Source organism: Collinsella sp. AF25-2LB, from assembly GCF_003458415.1.
Taxonomy (GTDB): Bacteria; Actinomycetota; Coriobacteriia; order Coriobacteriales; family Coriobacteriaceae; genus Collinsella.
Window position 1 is genome coordinate 1 of sequence record NZ_QRUF01000027.1, and the last position, 15,728, is coordinate 15,728.

11 protein-coding genes are annotated in these 15,728 nt (G+C 62.9%); 7 read left to right on the forward strand and 4 right to left on the reverse strand.

The window, feature by feature from the left end; genetic code table 11:
• The 3 genes from DWY51_RS09225 to DWY51_RS09525 all read right to left on the reverse strand — a co-directional run.
• On the reverse strand, positions 1-428 hold a 428-nt coding region (locus DWY51_RS09225; RefSeq protein WP_117633815.1), incomplete at its 3' end, for an FhaA domain-containing protein.
• Positions 425-2,278 carry a serine/threonine-protein kinase gene (locus tag DWY51_RS09230; protein ID WP_006235178.1) on the reverse strand — a complete coding sequence of 618 codons (1,854 nt, stop codon included), beginning with the start codon at positions 2,276-2,278 and terminating at the stop codon, positions 425-427. The genes DWY51_RS09225 and DWY51_RS09230, both read right to left, overlap by 4 nt.
• 386 nt (positions 2,279-2,664) lie before the next feature.
• On the reverse strand, positions 2,665-3,381 hold the full coding sequence (locus tag DWY51_RS09525; protein WP_158556940.1) for a hypothetical protein: 717 nt from the start codon (positions 3,379-3,381) through the stop codon (positions 2,665-2,667).
• Positions 3,382-3,496: 115 nt separating this feature from the next.
• Between DWY51_RS09525 and dnaX the strand changes: the two genes are divergently transcribed.
• Positions 3,497-5,923 (forward strand): DNA polymerase III subunit gamma/tau, encoded by a 2,427-nt coding sequence (gene dnaX / locus DWY51_RS09240; protein WP_158556941.1) that lies wholly within the window; start codon positions 3,497-3,499, stop codon positions 5,921-5,923.
• 21 nt (positions 5,924-5,944) lie between these two features.
• Here the strand turns inward: dnaX and DWY51_RS09245 are convergent, their stop codons facing one another.
• A complete protein-coding gene (locus DWY51_RS09245; RefSeq protein ID WP_117770638.1) occupies positions 5,945-6,418 on the reverse strand; it encodes a hypothetical protein in 474 nt (157 codons plus the stop codon).
• Between the two features lie 340 nt (positions 6,419-6,758).
• Here DWY51_RS09245 and DWY51_RS09250 point away from each other — a divergent pair, with 340 nt between their 5' ends.
• The 6 genes from DWY51_RS09250 to nifJ all read left to right on the forward strand — a co-directional run bounded on the left by DWY51_RS09250 (position 6,759) and on the right by nifJ (position 15,616).
• The gene (locus tag DWY51_RS09250; protein ID WP_117770639.1) at positions 6,759-7,079 is read left to right on the forward strand and encodes a YbaB/EbfC family nucleoid-associated protein; all 321 of its coding nucleotides are present in this window, start codon (positions 6,759-6,761) and stop codon (positions 7,077-7,079) included.
• 15 nt (positions 7,080-7,094) lie between these two features.
• A complete protein-coding gene (gene recR, locus DWY51_RS09255; protein WP_006235173.1) occupies positions 7,095-7,691 on the forward strand; it encodes a recombination mediator RecR in 597 nt (198 codons plus the stop codon).
• 245 nt (positions 7,692-7,936) lie between these two features.
• The gene (locus tag DWY51_RS09260) at positions 7,937-8,842 is read left to right on the forward strand and encodes a hypothetical protein (RefSeq protein ID WP_117770640.1); all 906 of its coding nucleotides are present in this window, start codon (positions 7,937-7,939) and stop codon (positions 8,840-8,842) included.
• Complete coding sequence (locus tag DWY51_RS09265) at positions 8,839-10,683, forward strand: hypothetical protein (protein ID WP_117770641.1); 1,845 nt, start codon at positions 8,839-8,841, stop codon at positions 10,681-10,683. Before DWY51_RS09260 ends, DWY51_RS09265 begins: the two co-directional genes overlap by 4 nt.
• Positions 10,684-10,686: 3 nt before the next feature.
• A complete protein-coding gene (locus tag DWY51_RS09270) occupies positions 10,687-11,625 on the forward strand; it encodes an FHA domain-containing protein (RefSeq protein ID WP_117770642.1) in 939 nt (312 codons plus the stop codon).
• Positions 11,626-12,076: 451 nt separating this feature from the next.
• On the forward strand, positions 12,077-15,616 hold the full coding sequence (gene nifJ / locus DWY51_RS09275) for a pyruvate:ferredoxin (flavodoxin) oxidoreductase (protein ID WP_117770643.1): 3,540 nt from the start codon (positions 12,077-12,079) through the stop codon (positions 15,614-15,616).
• Positions 15,617-15,728 lie beyond the last annotated feature (112 nt).

A 15,728-nucleotide genomic window follows, 5' to 3' on the forward strand; every position in this document is an offset into this window, starting at 1 on the left:
CTTGCCGCGGAGTTGTTCTGGCCCAGGCCGTTCTGATAGGCGCGCTCTTCTTCGTACAGGCGGCCGAGCGTGGGGGCATCGACGTTCTCGGCAAAGACCGAGAACTTGCCGGCGCGCAGCTGTGGATCGATCATAAAGCGCACGAGGGGCTCGCCGACAAAGACATAGCGGCGCTTTTCGGCCTGCGCCTTCACGAACTCGCGGACCTCGCGCGAAAGCTCGGGGTAGAACGGGGCGAGCATGGGATCGTCGTCGGCGGCGATAAGGATGGTATAGAGTGCCGGCGCCGTGTTGACGCCGTTAATCACCAGAGTCTGATCCTCCATGTCGCGAGCGGCCTGCTTGGCAAGCTTCTTAAAGGAGAACGGGGCACGGGTGGCACCGAAGATGCCGGCCACGTGGTCCTCGAAGATGTTCAGGAAGTTCACGAAAGATCACTCTCCGTATAGGTTCTTTGGTATCCGAGCAAATATAGGCATATCCCAACGATTATAGAGGATAGGATTCCCGCAACCGCCGCCTTGGCGATGACCGCGGCTGCAAGGCTGGCAATTTCCATATGGTGTGCAAGACAGGACGCCGCTGCGCAGCCGATGCCGGTGACAGCGATGGCGGCGATTGCGGCAAGGTTTGAGCCCTGATTGGCACGCTTGGCATGGACATTGAGCAGCGCAGATGACGCCGCGGCAGTTGCCGCGACCAGCACAAAGGCAGCCCAAAGGAGCGGGTCTCCCAGCGCTGCAGCAACGTTACCGAGCCCCAGCACGCCTCCGGCTGAAAGCGCGACCGTGGCCAGACGGGCAAAAAGCGCGCCCATGCCCGTTGCCGCGGCGGCGCTTGCCGGGCCGAGCCAAAATGACGCGACGCCGGCGGCGACCCCAGCTGCCAGGAAGGTATTGCCGGTCAGACAGCCAAGCGCGAGTGCACAGGTGAGCGTGGCGCTCGCGGCAGTCTCGGTGCGACCCCAGGCGATCCACCAACCGGACATGGCGGCGGCAAAGATCACCGCGACGGGCAGCATCGACAGGATGCCCTGTGCCTGCATGGTGGCGTTGGCCATGAGCACCAAAAAGCCCACAGCCGAGATGGCCGAGCCAATCTGGGGGGCCAGGCCAGCCGCCGCTCCGATCGCGATAGCCGCAATGACCAGGCCGGGAAGCGCCGCGACCCCGGCCGTTTGCATCAGCAAAAAGCTAAAGGTGCCGCACGTTAGCGCCGAGATAGTGCGCATGGTGTAGTCGCGCGCATGGCTCCAGCGCGTGCCCGCCCAGCCGAGTGCGGGGTCGACCTCGATGGCGTCGTCCTCGTAGTGCGACGGCTCGATATCGTCGAGCTCCTGCTCGTCATCCGAAAGCTCGCCAACCATTTGCTCCAGGCTGCGACGGCCTTCGCGCACGCTGCCCAGACCGGCAAGGAGCTGGTCGCAAAATGCCTCGATGCTGTTGGGGCGGTCCTGCGGCATGGGGGAGAGCGCGCTCATGAGCGCGCTCTCGGCTCCCGGGGGAAAGTGTGGTATCAGCTCGCTGGGATAGGTGGCGCCGCCGATGATGTGGCCGAGCGAGTCGGCGGGCGTGGCCGCCATAAAGGGGGCGCTGCCACACAGGCCCTCGTAGATCACACAGGCAAGGGCAAAGACATCAGCGCGTTCGTCGACCGTGCCGGTCTCGATATCGAGCTGCTCGGGCGGCATGTAGCCGATGGTGCCGCCGCGCGAACCGCCAAAGCCACCGGCGGACGACAGTCGCGCCATGCCAAAGTCGGTGAGCTTTACATTGCCCGAGTGGTCGATGAGCACGTTGGCGGGCTTAATGTCCAGGTGGAGTACGCCATTACTATGGGCGAAGGTGAGCGCCTGGCCCAGGGCATCGGCAATAGCTGCGGCCTCGTCAAAGGTAAGTGAGTGGCCGTCCACGCGGTGCAAAAACTCGGCCAGCGACATGCCATCGACATACTCCATGACTAGGTAGGCATAGGCTGTGTCGTGCGTAAAGTCGATGACCTGCACGATATTGGGATGTTGAAGCATGGCGGCGGTGTGCGCCTCGCGCAGGACATCCATGATGTCGCTGGCGGGCATGCCGGCACCGTTGATAAGGGGGATACGCTTAATGGCGACGCGGCGGCGCAGGTGCGTGTCGCGGCAGATCTCGATGGAGCCAAAACCGCCGGTCGCAAGTGTCTCGAGCGGCTGGTACCGCTTGAGCAGCTCGCGAGAGCTGGTGCCCTCCAAAGGAACGTCCGGCGAGAACCGGGCGGTATGTTGCGAGAAAAGCGGCATGGCCAACCCTCGTGCGTTTAAAGTTCGTTTGCGAGCGGCGGGCGCCGAGCCGAGCCGTTCGCGGTGGCATAGATGCTGCTAGTGTAGCACGCTCGGGTGCATGGGGAGGATAGCGGGATGCGAGGTTGCCTGTCTGGCTTGGCTCTGTTTTGGCTCGCTCGGAAAGCGCACCCCACTTTGCGACCAAATTAAGGGATGCACTTTCCGAATGGGGTGGTCTGCGGAAACTGCGTCCCAGAATATTGGCGTAGAGCGGGATGCGCTTTCCGGATGGGCGCTCAAAAGGAAACCGCATCCCACTTTGGAGCGCCAAAACGGGATGCGGTTTCCGCTGTCAATCTAAGTTACGCCTAAGCAGGCGGCCGGAGTTTGGACCCCGGCTCGGGTTAGCGCTTCTTCTTGTTCTTCTTCTGCTTGCGCTGCTTGCCCTTGGTCTCCTGGGGCTTGTCGCCCTGTTTGGCTTCGGCGGCGGCCTTTTCTGCCTTCATCTTCTTGCGTTTGGTCTCGATGCGGAGTTTTTTGTTGATGCGTGCCTTAAGGAAGGTGCCAAACTGCTCGGCATCGCCGCGAACAAAGGTGTCCTTAGGGATCGTCACGCCCTGGTCGGCGAACATGGCCACAAAGATGCGCTCGCCGTCGAGCACGTGGTCGAGCTTTTCAAACGGGAAGAACTGCGACTTGCCGCTCTTGCCCCAAACCATCAGGCCGTCCTCGTTGGCGGCGACGCGGCGATAGCGGCCACCCATGGACTCGTCGGCCTCGACGGCGTCGATAAAGTCGCGGGCGAGGGTGTGGTGCAGGTTTTTGCTCCACCAGGCCAAAAAGGCGCCGAATACGATCAGGACGACGCCAAACTTGATCCAGTTGCCGCCGGCCACCAACATGCCGATGCCGATGAGCGCGGCAATCGCGGCGGCGACATACAGCGAGCCACGGCGCCTGGGCGAGGCGACCAGGCGGGCGAAGTCGGTGACGAGGTCGTTTTCGTACTGGTACTCGTTGAGGTACAGGATGCCGTCGTCGGCTGCGGCCTGCTCCTCGAGCGCGACCTCGACCTGGTCGGCTGCTTCGGAGGGAACGAGGTTGCTCTCTGCGTCTGCCATGCTCTTTGGACTCCTATCGCGGCGGGCTCGCCGTACGGGTTATTATGAATGCAGTATGCCGTGCGACCGCATGGCCGTCGCGGCAACAAGACTCAGTATACCCGGGGGAGCACCCATGGAATCGTTGTACCGAAAGTATCGCCCGCTCACCTTCGACTCCGTGGTGGGCCAGCAGCATATCGTCTCGACGCTCGAGCACGCCATCACCGAGGGGCGCCTGTCCCACGCCTACCTGTTCTGCGGACCGCGCGGCACGGGCAAGACCACCATGGCGCGCATTCTGGCCAAGGCACTGCTGTGCCGCAATGCCGAGGCGGCGCGCGCCGAGGGTGCAAGCGGCTGCATGCCCGACGGTACTTGCGAGGAGTGCGAGCTCATTGCCGAGGGCAACCACCCGGATGTCTACGAGCTCGATGCCGCAAGCCGCACGGGCGTGGACAATGTGCGCGAGGAGATCATCAACTCCGTCAACTTTGCCCCGGTGCGCGGCAAGTACAAGATCTATATCATCGACGAGGTCCACATGCTCACGACGGCGGCGTTCAACGCGCTGCTCAAGACGCTTGAGGAGCCGCCGGCGCACGTGATCTTTGTGCTGTGCACCACCGACCCGCAAAAGATTCTGGAGACCATCCTCTCGCGCTGCCAGCGTTTCGATTTCCATCGCATCGGCAACGAGGATATCGAGCACCGCCTGGCATACGTGTGCGAGCAGGAGGGCTTCGATTACGACGATGAGGCGCTGGCTATCGTGGCGCGCCATGCCAAGGGCGGCATGCGCGACGCGTTGTCCACGCTGGAGCAGCTGAGCGTCTTTGGCAACGGTTCTGTGCATGCGGACGACGCCCGCTCTCTTTTAGGCGAGGTTTCGGACCAGATTCTGGGCGAGTTTTCCCGCGCCATTGCCGATCGCGATGTTGCCGAGCTCTATGGACTGATCCGTACGCAGGTCGAGGAAGGAAACGACCTGCTGGAGCTGACGCGCGACCTGGTGGCGCACGTGCGTGACGTGTACGTTGCCTGCGTTGCCGGTGCTCGTGCCGAGCTGTTTGAGGGCGGCTCCGAGCAGGCCGAGGCGCTTGCTGCCGAGGCCGCTGCCTTTGGCGAGCATCCTGCCGACCGCCTGGCCCGTGTGCTGACGGTGCTCGACGATGCCGCACTGGAGATGAGGGGCGCGAGCGACGTGCGCCTGGTGCTCGAGATTGCCTGCACGCGTCTGGCGCGTCCCGAGGCCGATTTAACGATTGAGGCATTGGCCGAGCGCGTGGCACGCCTGGAGGCCATGGTTGCCAACGGCGCCGTGCCGGCGAGCGTGGCTGCTGCTCAGGCCGCCGCGCCTGCAGCATCCGTACCCGCTGCTGCCCAACAGCCGACGCTCATTTCGGGCGCTCGTGCTGCCGCTCCGGCGGCATCCGCTGCCCCTGCTGCTACGTCCGCGCGCCAGGGTGGCATGCCTTGGGACCGTGGTGCTGCCGCTCCGGCGGCTCAGCCTGCACCCGTGTCAGCTTCCAAGCCTGCAGCGCCTGCACCTCAGCCTGCGCCGGCTCCGACGCCTCAGCCCCAGTCCAACAATGCCGCCCAGGTTGCTGCCGCCGGCGCCGCCGAGACCCCCGCGGTCGAGGACGCCGGCGAGCTGCAGCGCAAATGGGCCGAGGTCGTCGAGCGCGTCAAGGCGCGTCAGGCTTCCTACGCAGGGCTTTTGCTCAACGCCCGCGCCACGGCCGACGACGGCTCCAAGCTCACGGTCTCGTTCCCCGCGGGTTCGACTTTTGCCATTAAGATGCTCGGTCGCGCCGATACGCAGTCGGTGGTCCTACCGACGGTCTGCGCGGTCTTCGGTCGTCGTACCGTCGACTATGTCCTGGATGGGGGTGGCACGCCGGCTCCTCAACATGAGGAGCATTCTCCATCTGCACGGGCTGCGGCATCTGCGGACCCGCAACCCGTGTCCTCGGCGGCCCCTGTATCCTCGAGCGCCAGCGCGCCGCAGCAGCAAGCGGCACCGGTAACGGCATCGACCTCGTCGGCGCCTAAGCCCGCGGCGCCCAAACCGGCTGCTCCGACACCCGCGCCCAAGCCCGTCTCGCCCGCGCCCAAGTCGTCTGACCTGGGCAAAGCCCCCTGGCTACGCTCCGACAACCCCGCCGGTGCTCCTGCCACGGGTAAGCTCCCGACCGAGCCCGCACCCCGTGCGCCCGAGCGCTCGGCTGCCCCCAAAGCTCAGCCTGTCGCGCAGTCCGCGCCGTGGGAATCCGAGCAGGTGCCCTACGACGACGCTATGGTCGGCGGCTTCGCTGGCGATGCGAGCGGGGACGATCTGCCTCCGTTCGACGTGCCGGGTGCGACGCCCGCGCCCAAGTCCGCTGTAGCTGCCCCCAAAGAGGAGGACGCTCCTGCAGCTCCCTGGGAGTCCAACCCCGGCGCCGGCAGCCCCTTCGGCCACCAGGGCGCAGCCCCGAGCATCCCGCAGACCGAGGACGAGGCCAAAGACCTCATCCGCAGCGTCTTCGGTCAGGCCACCATCTTCAAACCGGTGGAGTAGCCGTACGGGCGGGTATACTGCTCAAGAAGAGAACCCCTTGCCCGGGCGCATTTGTATTTCGGACATGTGTAGTGTGGTGCCGCGTATGTCGCATTTGAGCAGACAGGTGCGTGACGGTCGGCCTAGGATGCTGAGGTCGATACGATACGTCGCATGGCTGTCCGTGTACTCGACTTGCTCGGCGTTAATGGTTGCTCCGATTGCCAAATAAACGCCTAGCTCGGCATCGACAATCTTGAAGTCCTTTATCTTGACCTTGAACTCTTGATAGAGGGACGGGCTGTTGTAGTAGACGGTTCGGGTTCCGTCGGTGCACTCATCGGTCGTCTCCCATTTGACGACGGGCTGGTCCGAGCTGGCTATCAGCAGTTCTGCTCCAAAAGCTATGGCATGGGTGATGACAACCAACAATGCCCAGCCGACAAAGAGATAGAGAACCACATATGCAACGGGGTGTTTTGAGCGGATGTTTTGGAGCGCGTTGGGGGCATTCATGGGGCACCTCCAAATTACTATCTATGGCAATCAAATTATACCCCGCTGCCATGCGCGTCACCGTGAGCAACGGATCGGCATGCAGGTCTTTAGCGGTGCAAATGAAATGTCGGATTCCGGCTCTACAAGATTTAGCTTTCAATATTATGCAGATGCGAATTATTCAACTTTGCATAATCTTCGGGTGCGGCTTGCACTCCAGGACATGTATATCGACTGAGGTAGCGTGACTGCCCCGCTTGCTGGCCGCGCGCCGTGGTACGATTTTTGAGTTTGAAAGTCCCGCCGCGTCCCGGCTGCCCTTGCAGCTCGGCGTGCGGCCGCACGTAAAGGAGCCATCATGGCCGGTATGAACATGCAGCAGATGATGAAGCAGGCCCGCAAGATGCAGGAGCAGCTTGCCGCCGCGCAGGAGAACCTCAAGTCCCAGACCGTCGACGCCTCTGCCGGCGGCGGCATGGCCAAGGTGACCGTTAACGGCGAGATGGAGCTCGTCAACCTCACCATCGATCCCGATGCCCTCGATCCCGAGGACGTCGATATGCTGCAGGACATGATTATGGCTGCCGTCAACGAGGCCGTCCGCGGCGTCAACGAGCTCGCCAACAAGCAGATGGGCGCCATCACCGGCGGCCTCAACATCCCGGGCATGCCGTTCTAAGACACGCATATATATATGAGTGCGAATCACAGTCTGCAAAAACTGCTCGATGAGCTGGGCCGCCTGCCGGGCATTGGTCCCAAGTCGGCCCAGCGCATCGCCTATTACCTGTTGGAGGCCGACGCCGAGGAGGCGCGCCGCCTGGCCGAGGCCATCCTGGAGGTCAAGCAGGAGGTCCACTTTTGCAGCCGTTGCTTTAACTACGCCACGGCCGACGAGTGCTCCATCTGCCAGGACCCGATGCGCGATACCACTCGCATTTGTGTGGTGGGCGAGCCGCGCGACGTCCAGGCAATCGAGCGCACGGGCAGCTACCATGGCCTGTACCATGTGCTGGGCGGCGTGATCAGTCCCATGGACAAGATTGGTCCCGAGCAGTTGCACATCCGCGAGCTGCTGGCGCGTCTGGGCCACGAGGATATCCATGAGGTCATCATCGCCACCAACCCCAACATCGAGGGCGAGACCACGGCGAGCTACCTGGCCCGCACTATCAAGCCGTTGGGCGTCGAGGTGTCGCGTCTGGCAAGCGGCCTTCCCGTGGGCGGCGACCTGGAGTATGCCGACGAGCTTACGCTTGGCCGCGCCATCGAGGCCCGTCGCGCGATTTAGGTGGCGAGCCTGCTCCTGCCGTATGTTTTCCTCGCGACGCACGGGGTAGTCATAATTTCCCTGTGCGACTGTAAGTTTGTTGTGCAACAAAGATGCTTTGTATCCGCTTATCGCATGGATGCTTCCACTCGCATCCTTAATTTGCTCATTCGTTGCGCAACCTTTTGGGTTCGCTGATACACTCAAATATGGATTCGAATGAATGCGCCGCTCCCGAGCGGCGTGTTTTTGTTGGAGGAGAACGCATGCGGCCCGGTGGCACTCAGACAAAGCGCGGCGCCGCGGTGCGCATACGACGCCGACTGGGCTTGGCGCCGCGGGCGTACGCACTGCTATCGTGCTCGCTGGTGCTGGTCATAGCTGGCGTTTCTGCCTATGGCATGACCGTGCCGTCCATGATGCAGGCGCATGCCGCACGCGAACCGCGCGTGGGGCATGAGGCCAAAAGCGATCTGGGCACCACGACTGGATATGCTTGGGCAAGTGTGGTCGGGCATATTGTGTTTGGCACCGACGATGCGGACGGCGCCGAGGCCCCGGACAACGAAGTCACGCTTGCCAATGGCAAAACCATCGTGCTCACCAACACCAAGATCATCGATCGATTGTCCAACAATAGCGTGGCGGCAACGGTGAATAAGGTCGAGCAGCAAAAGGAGCAGGACGCCCAGCAGTCCGGAAAGCCCGGTAGCTCGGATACTTCTGGCTCCGGCTCGGATTCGTCGAGTTCGGGCGGTGGCTCTGGGTCGGGTTCCTCTGCCGGAGGGTCTGGAAACGGCGGCTCGACGGGCGGCAACACTGACAACGATGCAAACTCCGGCGGCCTTTCCGCTGCTGAGGAAGAGAGCATTCACAGTTGGCTTGTGGCCAAGTACAACATGCTCGACGGCTATGTTTCTCGTGCCAATGACGTGGTCTCGACCTATAACTCTACGGGAGATCCCAGGCCGTGCGACAGCCTGGTCGGGGAGATGTTTGTCATTCGAGCCGAGTTCGGTCGTCAGACATTCTCGCCCCGGTCAAGGTGGTATCAGCAGTATGCCAATCTGTGGGGCTGTTACACCAACCTATGTCAATGGGTCGGCCATTACGGCGATGATGACGTCGCGCTCGGTAACTTCAACAATAACGTGGCGGCGCTTGCCCTATGATGACCGATCTTGCATCCACCACACCACAATCGCTCGGTCGCGATCCCATGGTCGGCCTGCGCCTGGCGCGTGTCGACGGGTTTGAGCCGGCCATTGCGCTCGGTCAGGACGAACTGCCTGCCTATCTGCGTCGTTTTACGATACTGTTTGCCGACGATGCCACCATGCGCCGTGGCGGTATCGGCCGCGTGACGCGTGCTGTCAACGCCCAAGGCGAGGACGTAGCACTCAAACAGCTCATCTTGCCGACGCGCGATGAGTTTGACGACGATGCCGCCCATGAGTCGCTGGTCGCCAAGTTCAAAGCGGCATTTCGCGAGGAATATGAATGCCATCGCGCCCTTTCGGGCCTTAAGGGCTTTCCCCGCCTCTATGGCTGGGGCGAGGTTGATGGTGTGCCTGCAATTGTCATGGAATGGGTCGAGGGCGAGACGCTCGCCCGCTTGCGTTCGCGACTCGCCGTGGACGATGCCGGACGCCTGTCGCCGCTTGTGGCGGCGCGTCTGGGTCGCGACCTGTTCGATCTGCTCTGCCGTATGAGCCTGGTGGGTGAGGGCTTTGTCCATCGCGATATCTCGCCCGCTAATATTATGGTGCGCACGGCGCGTCTACCGCTTGACCGGCAGCTTGCCGAGGGCACCTTTGACCTGTGCCTGATCGACTTTGGCTCGTCGCTGGCGCTTGAGCCTGCGTCGGCCGTGGCCGGTACCGGCGGCAAGGCATCCTTTACCGAGCGCTATGCCACGCTGCGTCGCGCGACGGTTGCCTATGCCCCGCCCGAGATGCTCACCGACGATATTCCCGATCTGCGCGCTTTGCGTATGTCGCCGGCGATCGACGTCTATGCCGCGGCAAGCACGGTTTACGAGCTCATTGCCGGCGTCGCGCCATACGAAGCCGCGCCGAGCACTTCGGGCACCTCGGGTTCGCGCAAAAAGACGCGCGACATCGCGAGCCCCTACCGTCTCAAGATGGACACGCGGCCCGACTATCCCATTGGTGCCCATGCGCCCGGTTGTGATTTGACTCAGCTGCTTCGTCGTGAGCCCGATGTGGCGCTCGCCGCGGCCGAGCAGGCCCAGCAGCTAGGGCTTGAGCCGGATTCCGAAGAGCTACGCGATGCGCTGGCGTTTGTCGATGCCCAGCTGTTCGACGTGGTGATGGCCTGTCTGTCCAGCCATCAAAAAGATCGTCCCGAGCCGGCGGCGGTCGAGGCGGCGCTCTCAGCGTTTTGTGACCACTATGCGCAAAATGTCGGCCGTTCGCTCCGCGGCGAGCCGCTCACGCCGTGCCCCATGGATGCGTCTGGCCGCGCGGTTCGTCGCGCGCTGATGGTCGGCGCGACGGTCGTCTGTGGCGTGGTTTGGGCTGTGATCGTGGTTTCGGCCGCGCTGCTGGCGTCGGGCGCTCGCGTGACGGCGACTTTGGGATCGCTCGTGTGGTCTGGGTCGCTACCGGGTATTATTGCCGCACTGGCGTTGGCGCTGCCAGGCATAGCCGGCGTTGCCGCGGGGGCGCTTGCGCGCGATCGGCGCTCGGGCTTCCTGCAGGGTGTGCTTGCGCTTTCTGCCTGCGAGGTTCCGGTGCTGGTTGTGGCTGCATGTAGCGTATTTTCCCAACGCGCCGTGATGGGCGGCCTTGTTGCCGCTCTGGTTGCAACCTATACGCTTACGTGGTTTTTGCTTGCGATGGGCTTTGCCTTTGAACTTCCCGTTTCGGCACCACGACGCACAAAAGCCCAGATGGCGACTCCGCTTGCCGGTGGAGCCGCAGCTGCCCGTACTTTTGGCGGACCTGTCGAAGTATCGTCCGATTCTATTTCTACGACTAAGGAGGCCTAGGTCATGACATCTCAAGTTGAGCTCACCCCATGCGGGGCCATGTTTGACATCTTTAAGCGCGCGGCGCATCTGAGCCATATCGAGCTGTGCGGCTTGGTGCTTTCGTCCCGTCCGCTCGCCGACGGCCGCAGCCCACAGAGCCGAGCCGCCGATCGCTCTTGGGTTTCCCGCTTTATCGTTCGCGCGCCGGTCGGCACGCTTCAGCATCGCTACTTTGCCGAATACGGTACCTCGGCTGCGCGTATTATGTCGCAACTGGCCCTGCGCCAGCGCAATCCCATGGACTCCACGGCTGTGATCAATATGGTGTGCGGTCCTGCAGGTGAACCGATGGTACGCGCGCTCGAAGAGTGCCACCAGGACACGAATCTCTATCGCAACGCGCTCGATCGCCTGTCCCAGGCGGCGGAACTCATGCCCGCCGAGCGCGCCGAGGCCGTGCTGGTGCTGTTTGTCGCCGTCGGCTGTTCGGCGGATGTGCGGTCCTCGGTGAACTATGCCATCGACTACGCGCACGCGACCTGTGGCGGAGGCACATCCACGCCGCGTTCGCTTGGCATGTCGATGACCGCGGGCGAACGCGAACCCGCCCCGGCGCACCCCTTGGGCTTGCTGCGCGTACAAAACAGTTTTGTCGTGAGCGCCCCGCGCTGGATTCAGCCGAGTGAGCAGGGTGTTGAGATTGGCGCGCTGGCCACTGGCGAGGGCGATATTACCGACGTCGGCGACGATGTCTCGGCCCGCCATGCCCATATCTGGTGCGATGCTCAAAATATCTGGCACGTCGAGGACTTGTCGTCCACCAACGGAACCGTGGTGGTAAACGGGGCCACGCGCGTCTGCATTCAGGTCGAACCCGGCCGTTCCGCCCAACTCAATCCCGGCGACGAGCTCAAGCTCGGCGAATCCACTACCTACGCCATTCTCTTCGGTGCCCTCTAGCCGGCAGATAGGGACGTTCCTTTTCTGCCGGCACTTGGGGACACTCCTTGGCGCACCAGAGCCGGTCGCCCAGGGATGGAGGGGCCATTTTGGCCCTTGGCAGTCACCCAAGGTAAACCTTTACCGCCCGCCTATATTTGCCGAAATTACACTTGACGGCGGGGTACAATAAACCCGCATGCGGATTTCCGTTGCGGGCGCTTCCCATCGCCGGGGCGTGCCCGGGAGCATCCGGCATGCGGCCTTTGCGGCGCTCGGTCATGTGCAAGACGGGTAGCTGGGCTTGTGGAGCGCGTGCAGCCCTCCTCGCCTCGGCATGCCTTCTCTCCACGCCATGTACCTGCTGCTGAGCCTGCCTGCCAGATGATTGGAAGCAACAGCGAAAATCCCATCACGCCAACATCCCGGCGATCGCCGGGGCCTGTATACCTATATGAGAGGAGAGGGGTATATGGCGCGTAAGTTTAAGTCTATGGACGGCAACGAGGCGGCCGCATATGTTTCGTATGCGTACACCGAGGTAGCGGGAATCTATCCCATTACGCCGTCCAGCCCGATGGCCGACCATGTCGACCAGTGGGCGGCCCAGGGTCGCAAGAATATCTTCGGCACCCCGGTCAAGGTCGTCGAGATGGAGTCCGAGGCAGGTGCAGCCGGTACCGTTCACGGTTCGCTGGGCGCCGGTGCTCTGACCACCACCTACACGGCTTCTCAGGGTCTGCTCCTGATGATCCCGAACATGTACAAGATCGCGGGCGAGCAGCTCCCGGGCGTCTTCCACGTCTCCGCGCGTTGCGTCGCTTCCCACGCCCTGAACATCTTTGGCGATCACTCCGACGTCATGGCCTGCCGCCAGACCGGTTTCGCCATGCTCGCCGAGGGCAACGTCCAGGAGGTCATGGACCTCTCGCCGGTGGCTCACCTTGCCGCCATCGAGGGTAAGACCCCGTTCCTTAACTTCTTCGACGGCTTCCGCACCAGCCACGAGATCCAGAAGGTCGCCATGTGGGACTACAAGGATCTGGCCGAGATGTGCGACATGGACGCCGTCCAGGCTTTCCGCGACCACGCGCTCAACCCTGAGCACCCGCACACCCGCGGCAGCCACGAGAACGGCGATATCTTCTTCCAGAACCGTGAGGCCTGCAACAAGGTCTACGACGAGCTTCCCGCCGTCGTCGAGGGCTACATGAAGAAGATCAACGAGAAGCTCGGCACCGATTACGGCCTGTTCAACTACTACGGCGCTCCCGATGCTGATCGCGTCGTCGTGTGCATGGGCTCCTTCTGCGACGTGCTCGAGGAAGTCATCGACTACCTCAACGCTCACGGCGAGAAGGTCGGCCTGGTCAAGGTTCGCCTGTTCCGCCCGTTCTCCATCAAGCACTTTGTGGACGTTCTCCCCGAGACCGTCCAGAAGATCGCCGTCATGGACCGTACCAAGGAGCCGGGTTCCATCGGCGAGCCGCTCTACCAGGACGTCGTCTCCGCTCTCTACGAGGCCGGCAAGACGGGCATCAAGGTCGTCGGCGGCCGTTATGGCCTGGGCAGCAAGGACACGCCTCCCGCGTCCGCGTTCGCTGTCTTCGAGGAGCTCAAGAAGGACGAGCCCAAGCGCGAGTTCACCATCGGCATTGTCGATGACGTGACCAACCTGAGCCTGCCCGAGGCCGAGGATGCGCCCAACACCGCAGCCCCCGGCACCATCGAGTGCAAGTTCTGGGGTCTGGGTGGCGACGGTACCGTCGGCGCCAACAAGAACTCGATCAAGATCATCGGCGACCACACCGACAAGTACGTCCAGGCCTACTTCCAGTACGACTCCAAGAAGACCGGCGGCGTCACTGTCTCGCACCTGCGCTTTGGTGATTCCCCGATCCGCTCGCCGTACTACGTGACCAAGGCCGACTTTGTCGCTTGCCACAACCCCAGCTACATCGTTAAGGGCTTCAAGATGGTCCGCGACGTCAAGCCGGGCGGCACCTTCCTGGTCAACTGCCAGTGGAGCGACGAGGAGTTCGCCGAGCACATGCCCGCCGTGGCCAAGCGCTACATCGCGAACAACAACGTCAACGTCTACCTGATCGACGCTATCGACCTGGCGGCCAAGGTCGGCATGGGCAAGCGCACCAACACGGTGCTCCAGTCCGCCTTCTTCGCGCTGGCCAAGGTCCTGCCCGCCGAGAACGCCCTGCAGTACATGAAGGACGCGGCTACCAAGTCCTACATGAAGAAGGGCCAGGCTATCGTCGACGCCAACCACAAGGCCATCGATGCCGGCGCTACTGCTTTCCGTAAGTTCGAGGTTCCGGCCGACTGGGCTACCGCCGAGGACGCCGCTCCCGTCGAGCTCTCCGAGGAGACCAAGTCCGCCATCGCCCAGCAGGTCAAGAACCTGCTCGAGCCCATCGATCGCATGGATGGCGACAGCCTGCCCGTTTCCGCCTTCGTCGGTTGCGCCGACGGCCAGTTTGAGCTGGGCGCCTCCGCATACGAGAAGCGCGGCGTCGCCGTGGTCGTTCCCCACTGGGACGAGACCAAGTGCATCCAGTGCAACCAGTGCGCCTACGTGTGCCCGCATGCCACCATCCGTCCGTTCGCGATGACCGAGGACGAGGCTGCCGCCGCGCCCGAGGCTACCCGCACGCTCGACGCCATGGGCCCCAAGGCCAAGGGCATGAAGTTCACCATGGCTGTGTCCCCGCTCGACTGCATGGGTTGCACCAACTGCGTCAAGGTCTGCCCCAAGGGCGCCCTCGAGATGGTTCCCACCGAGCAGGAGATGGACCAGCAGCCCGTTTGGGACTACATGGTCGAGAACGTCTCCGAGAAGAAGGAGCTCATCGCGGCCAACGTCAAGGGCAGCCAGTTTAAGCAGCCCTACCTGGAGTTCTCGGGTTCCTGCGCCGGCTGTGCCGAGACCGCCTATGCACGTCTGGTGACCCAGGTCGCCGGCGACCGCATGTTCATTTCCAACGCCACCGGCTGCTCCTCCATTTGGGGTAACCCCGCTGCCACCGCTCCTTACTGCAAGGACAAGGACGGTCACGGCCCGGCGTGGAACAACTCCCTGTTCGAGGACAATGCCGAGCACGGTCTGGGCATGGCCGTTGGCTATGAGGCCGTTCAGCACAAGCTGATCGCCGCTACCCAGGACATCATCGCTGCCGATGGTCCGTCCGATGAGCTCAAGGCCGCCGGTCAGGCTTGGATCGACTCCGTCAACGACGCCGAGGCCTCCAAGACCGCTGCCGCTGCCTACGTTGCCGAGCTCGAGAAGTGCGGCTGCGACGCTTCCAAGGCAATCCTCGCCGACAAGGCTTACCTCACCAAGAAGTCCTTCTGGATCTTCGGCGGCGACGGCTGGGCCTACGACATCGGCTTCGGTGGCCTGGACCACGTCCTGGCTTCCGGCCACAACGTCAACGTCTTCGTCTTCGACACCGAGGTCTACTCCAACACCGGCGGTCAGGCCTCCAAGGCCTCGAACCTGGGCCAGGTCGCTCAGTTCGCCGCTGCCGGTAAGGTGACCAAGAAGAAGTCCCTGGCCGAGATTGCCATGAGCTACGGCTACGTCTACGTGGCGCAGGTCGCCATGGGCGCCAACCCGGCTCAGACCCTCAAGGCCATTCACGAGGCCGAGGCCTACGACGGTCCGTCCCTCATCATCGGCTACAGCCCCTGCGAGATGCACTCCATCAAGAAGGGCGGCATGCAGAACTGCCAGGCCGAGATGAAGAAGGCTGTCGAGTGCGGTTACTGGAACCTCTTCCGCTTCAACCCCGAGGCTGCTGCCGGCAAGAAGTTCTCACTCGATTCCAAGGAGCCCGCGGGCGGTTATCAGGAGTTCCTGATGAACGAGGCCCGTTACGCTTCGCTGACGCGTTCCTTCCCCGAGCGCGCCGAGGAGCTCTTCAAGGAGAATGAGCAGGCCGCTATGGACCGCTATCAGCACCTGCTGAAGCTCAAGACGGTGTACAACGAGGCCTAGGTCTCCCACCGCAGGATCTGAGGGCTAACCTTCGCGGACGTCCTCGGACATGAAAGAACCCCCGCTGCGCACTGAACTGCGCCCCAATTCTTGGACGGGCTAATAAGCGGCC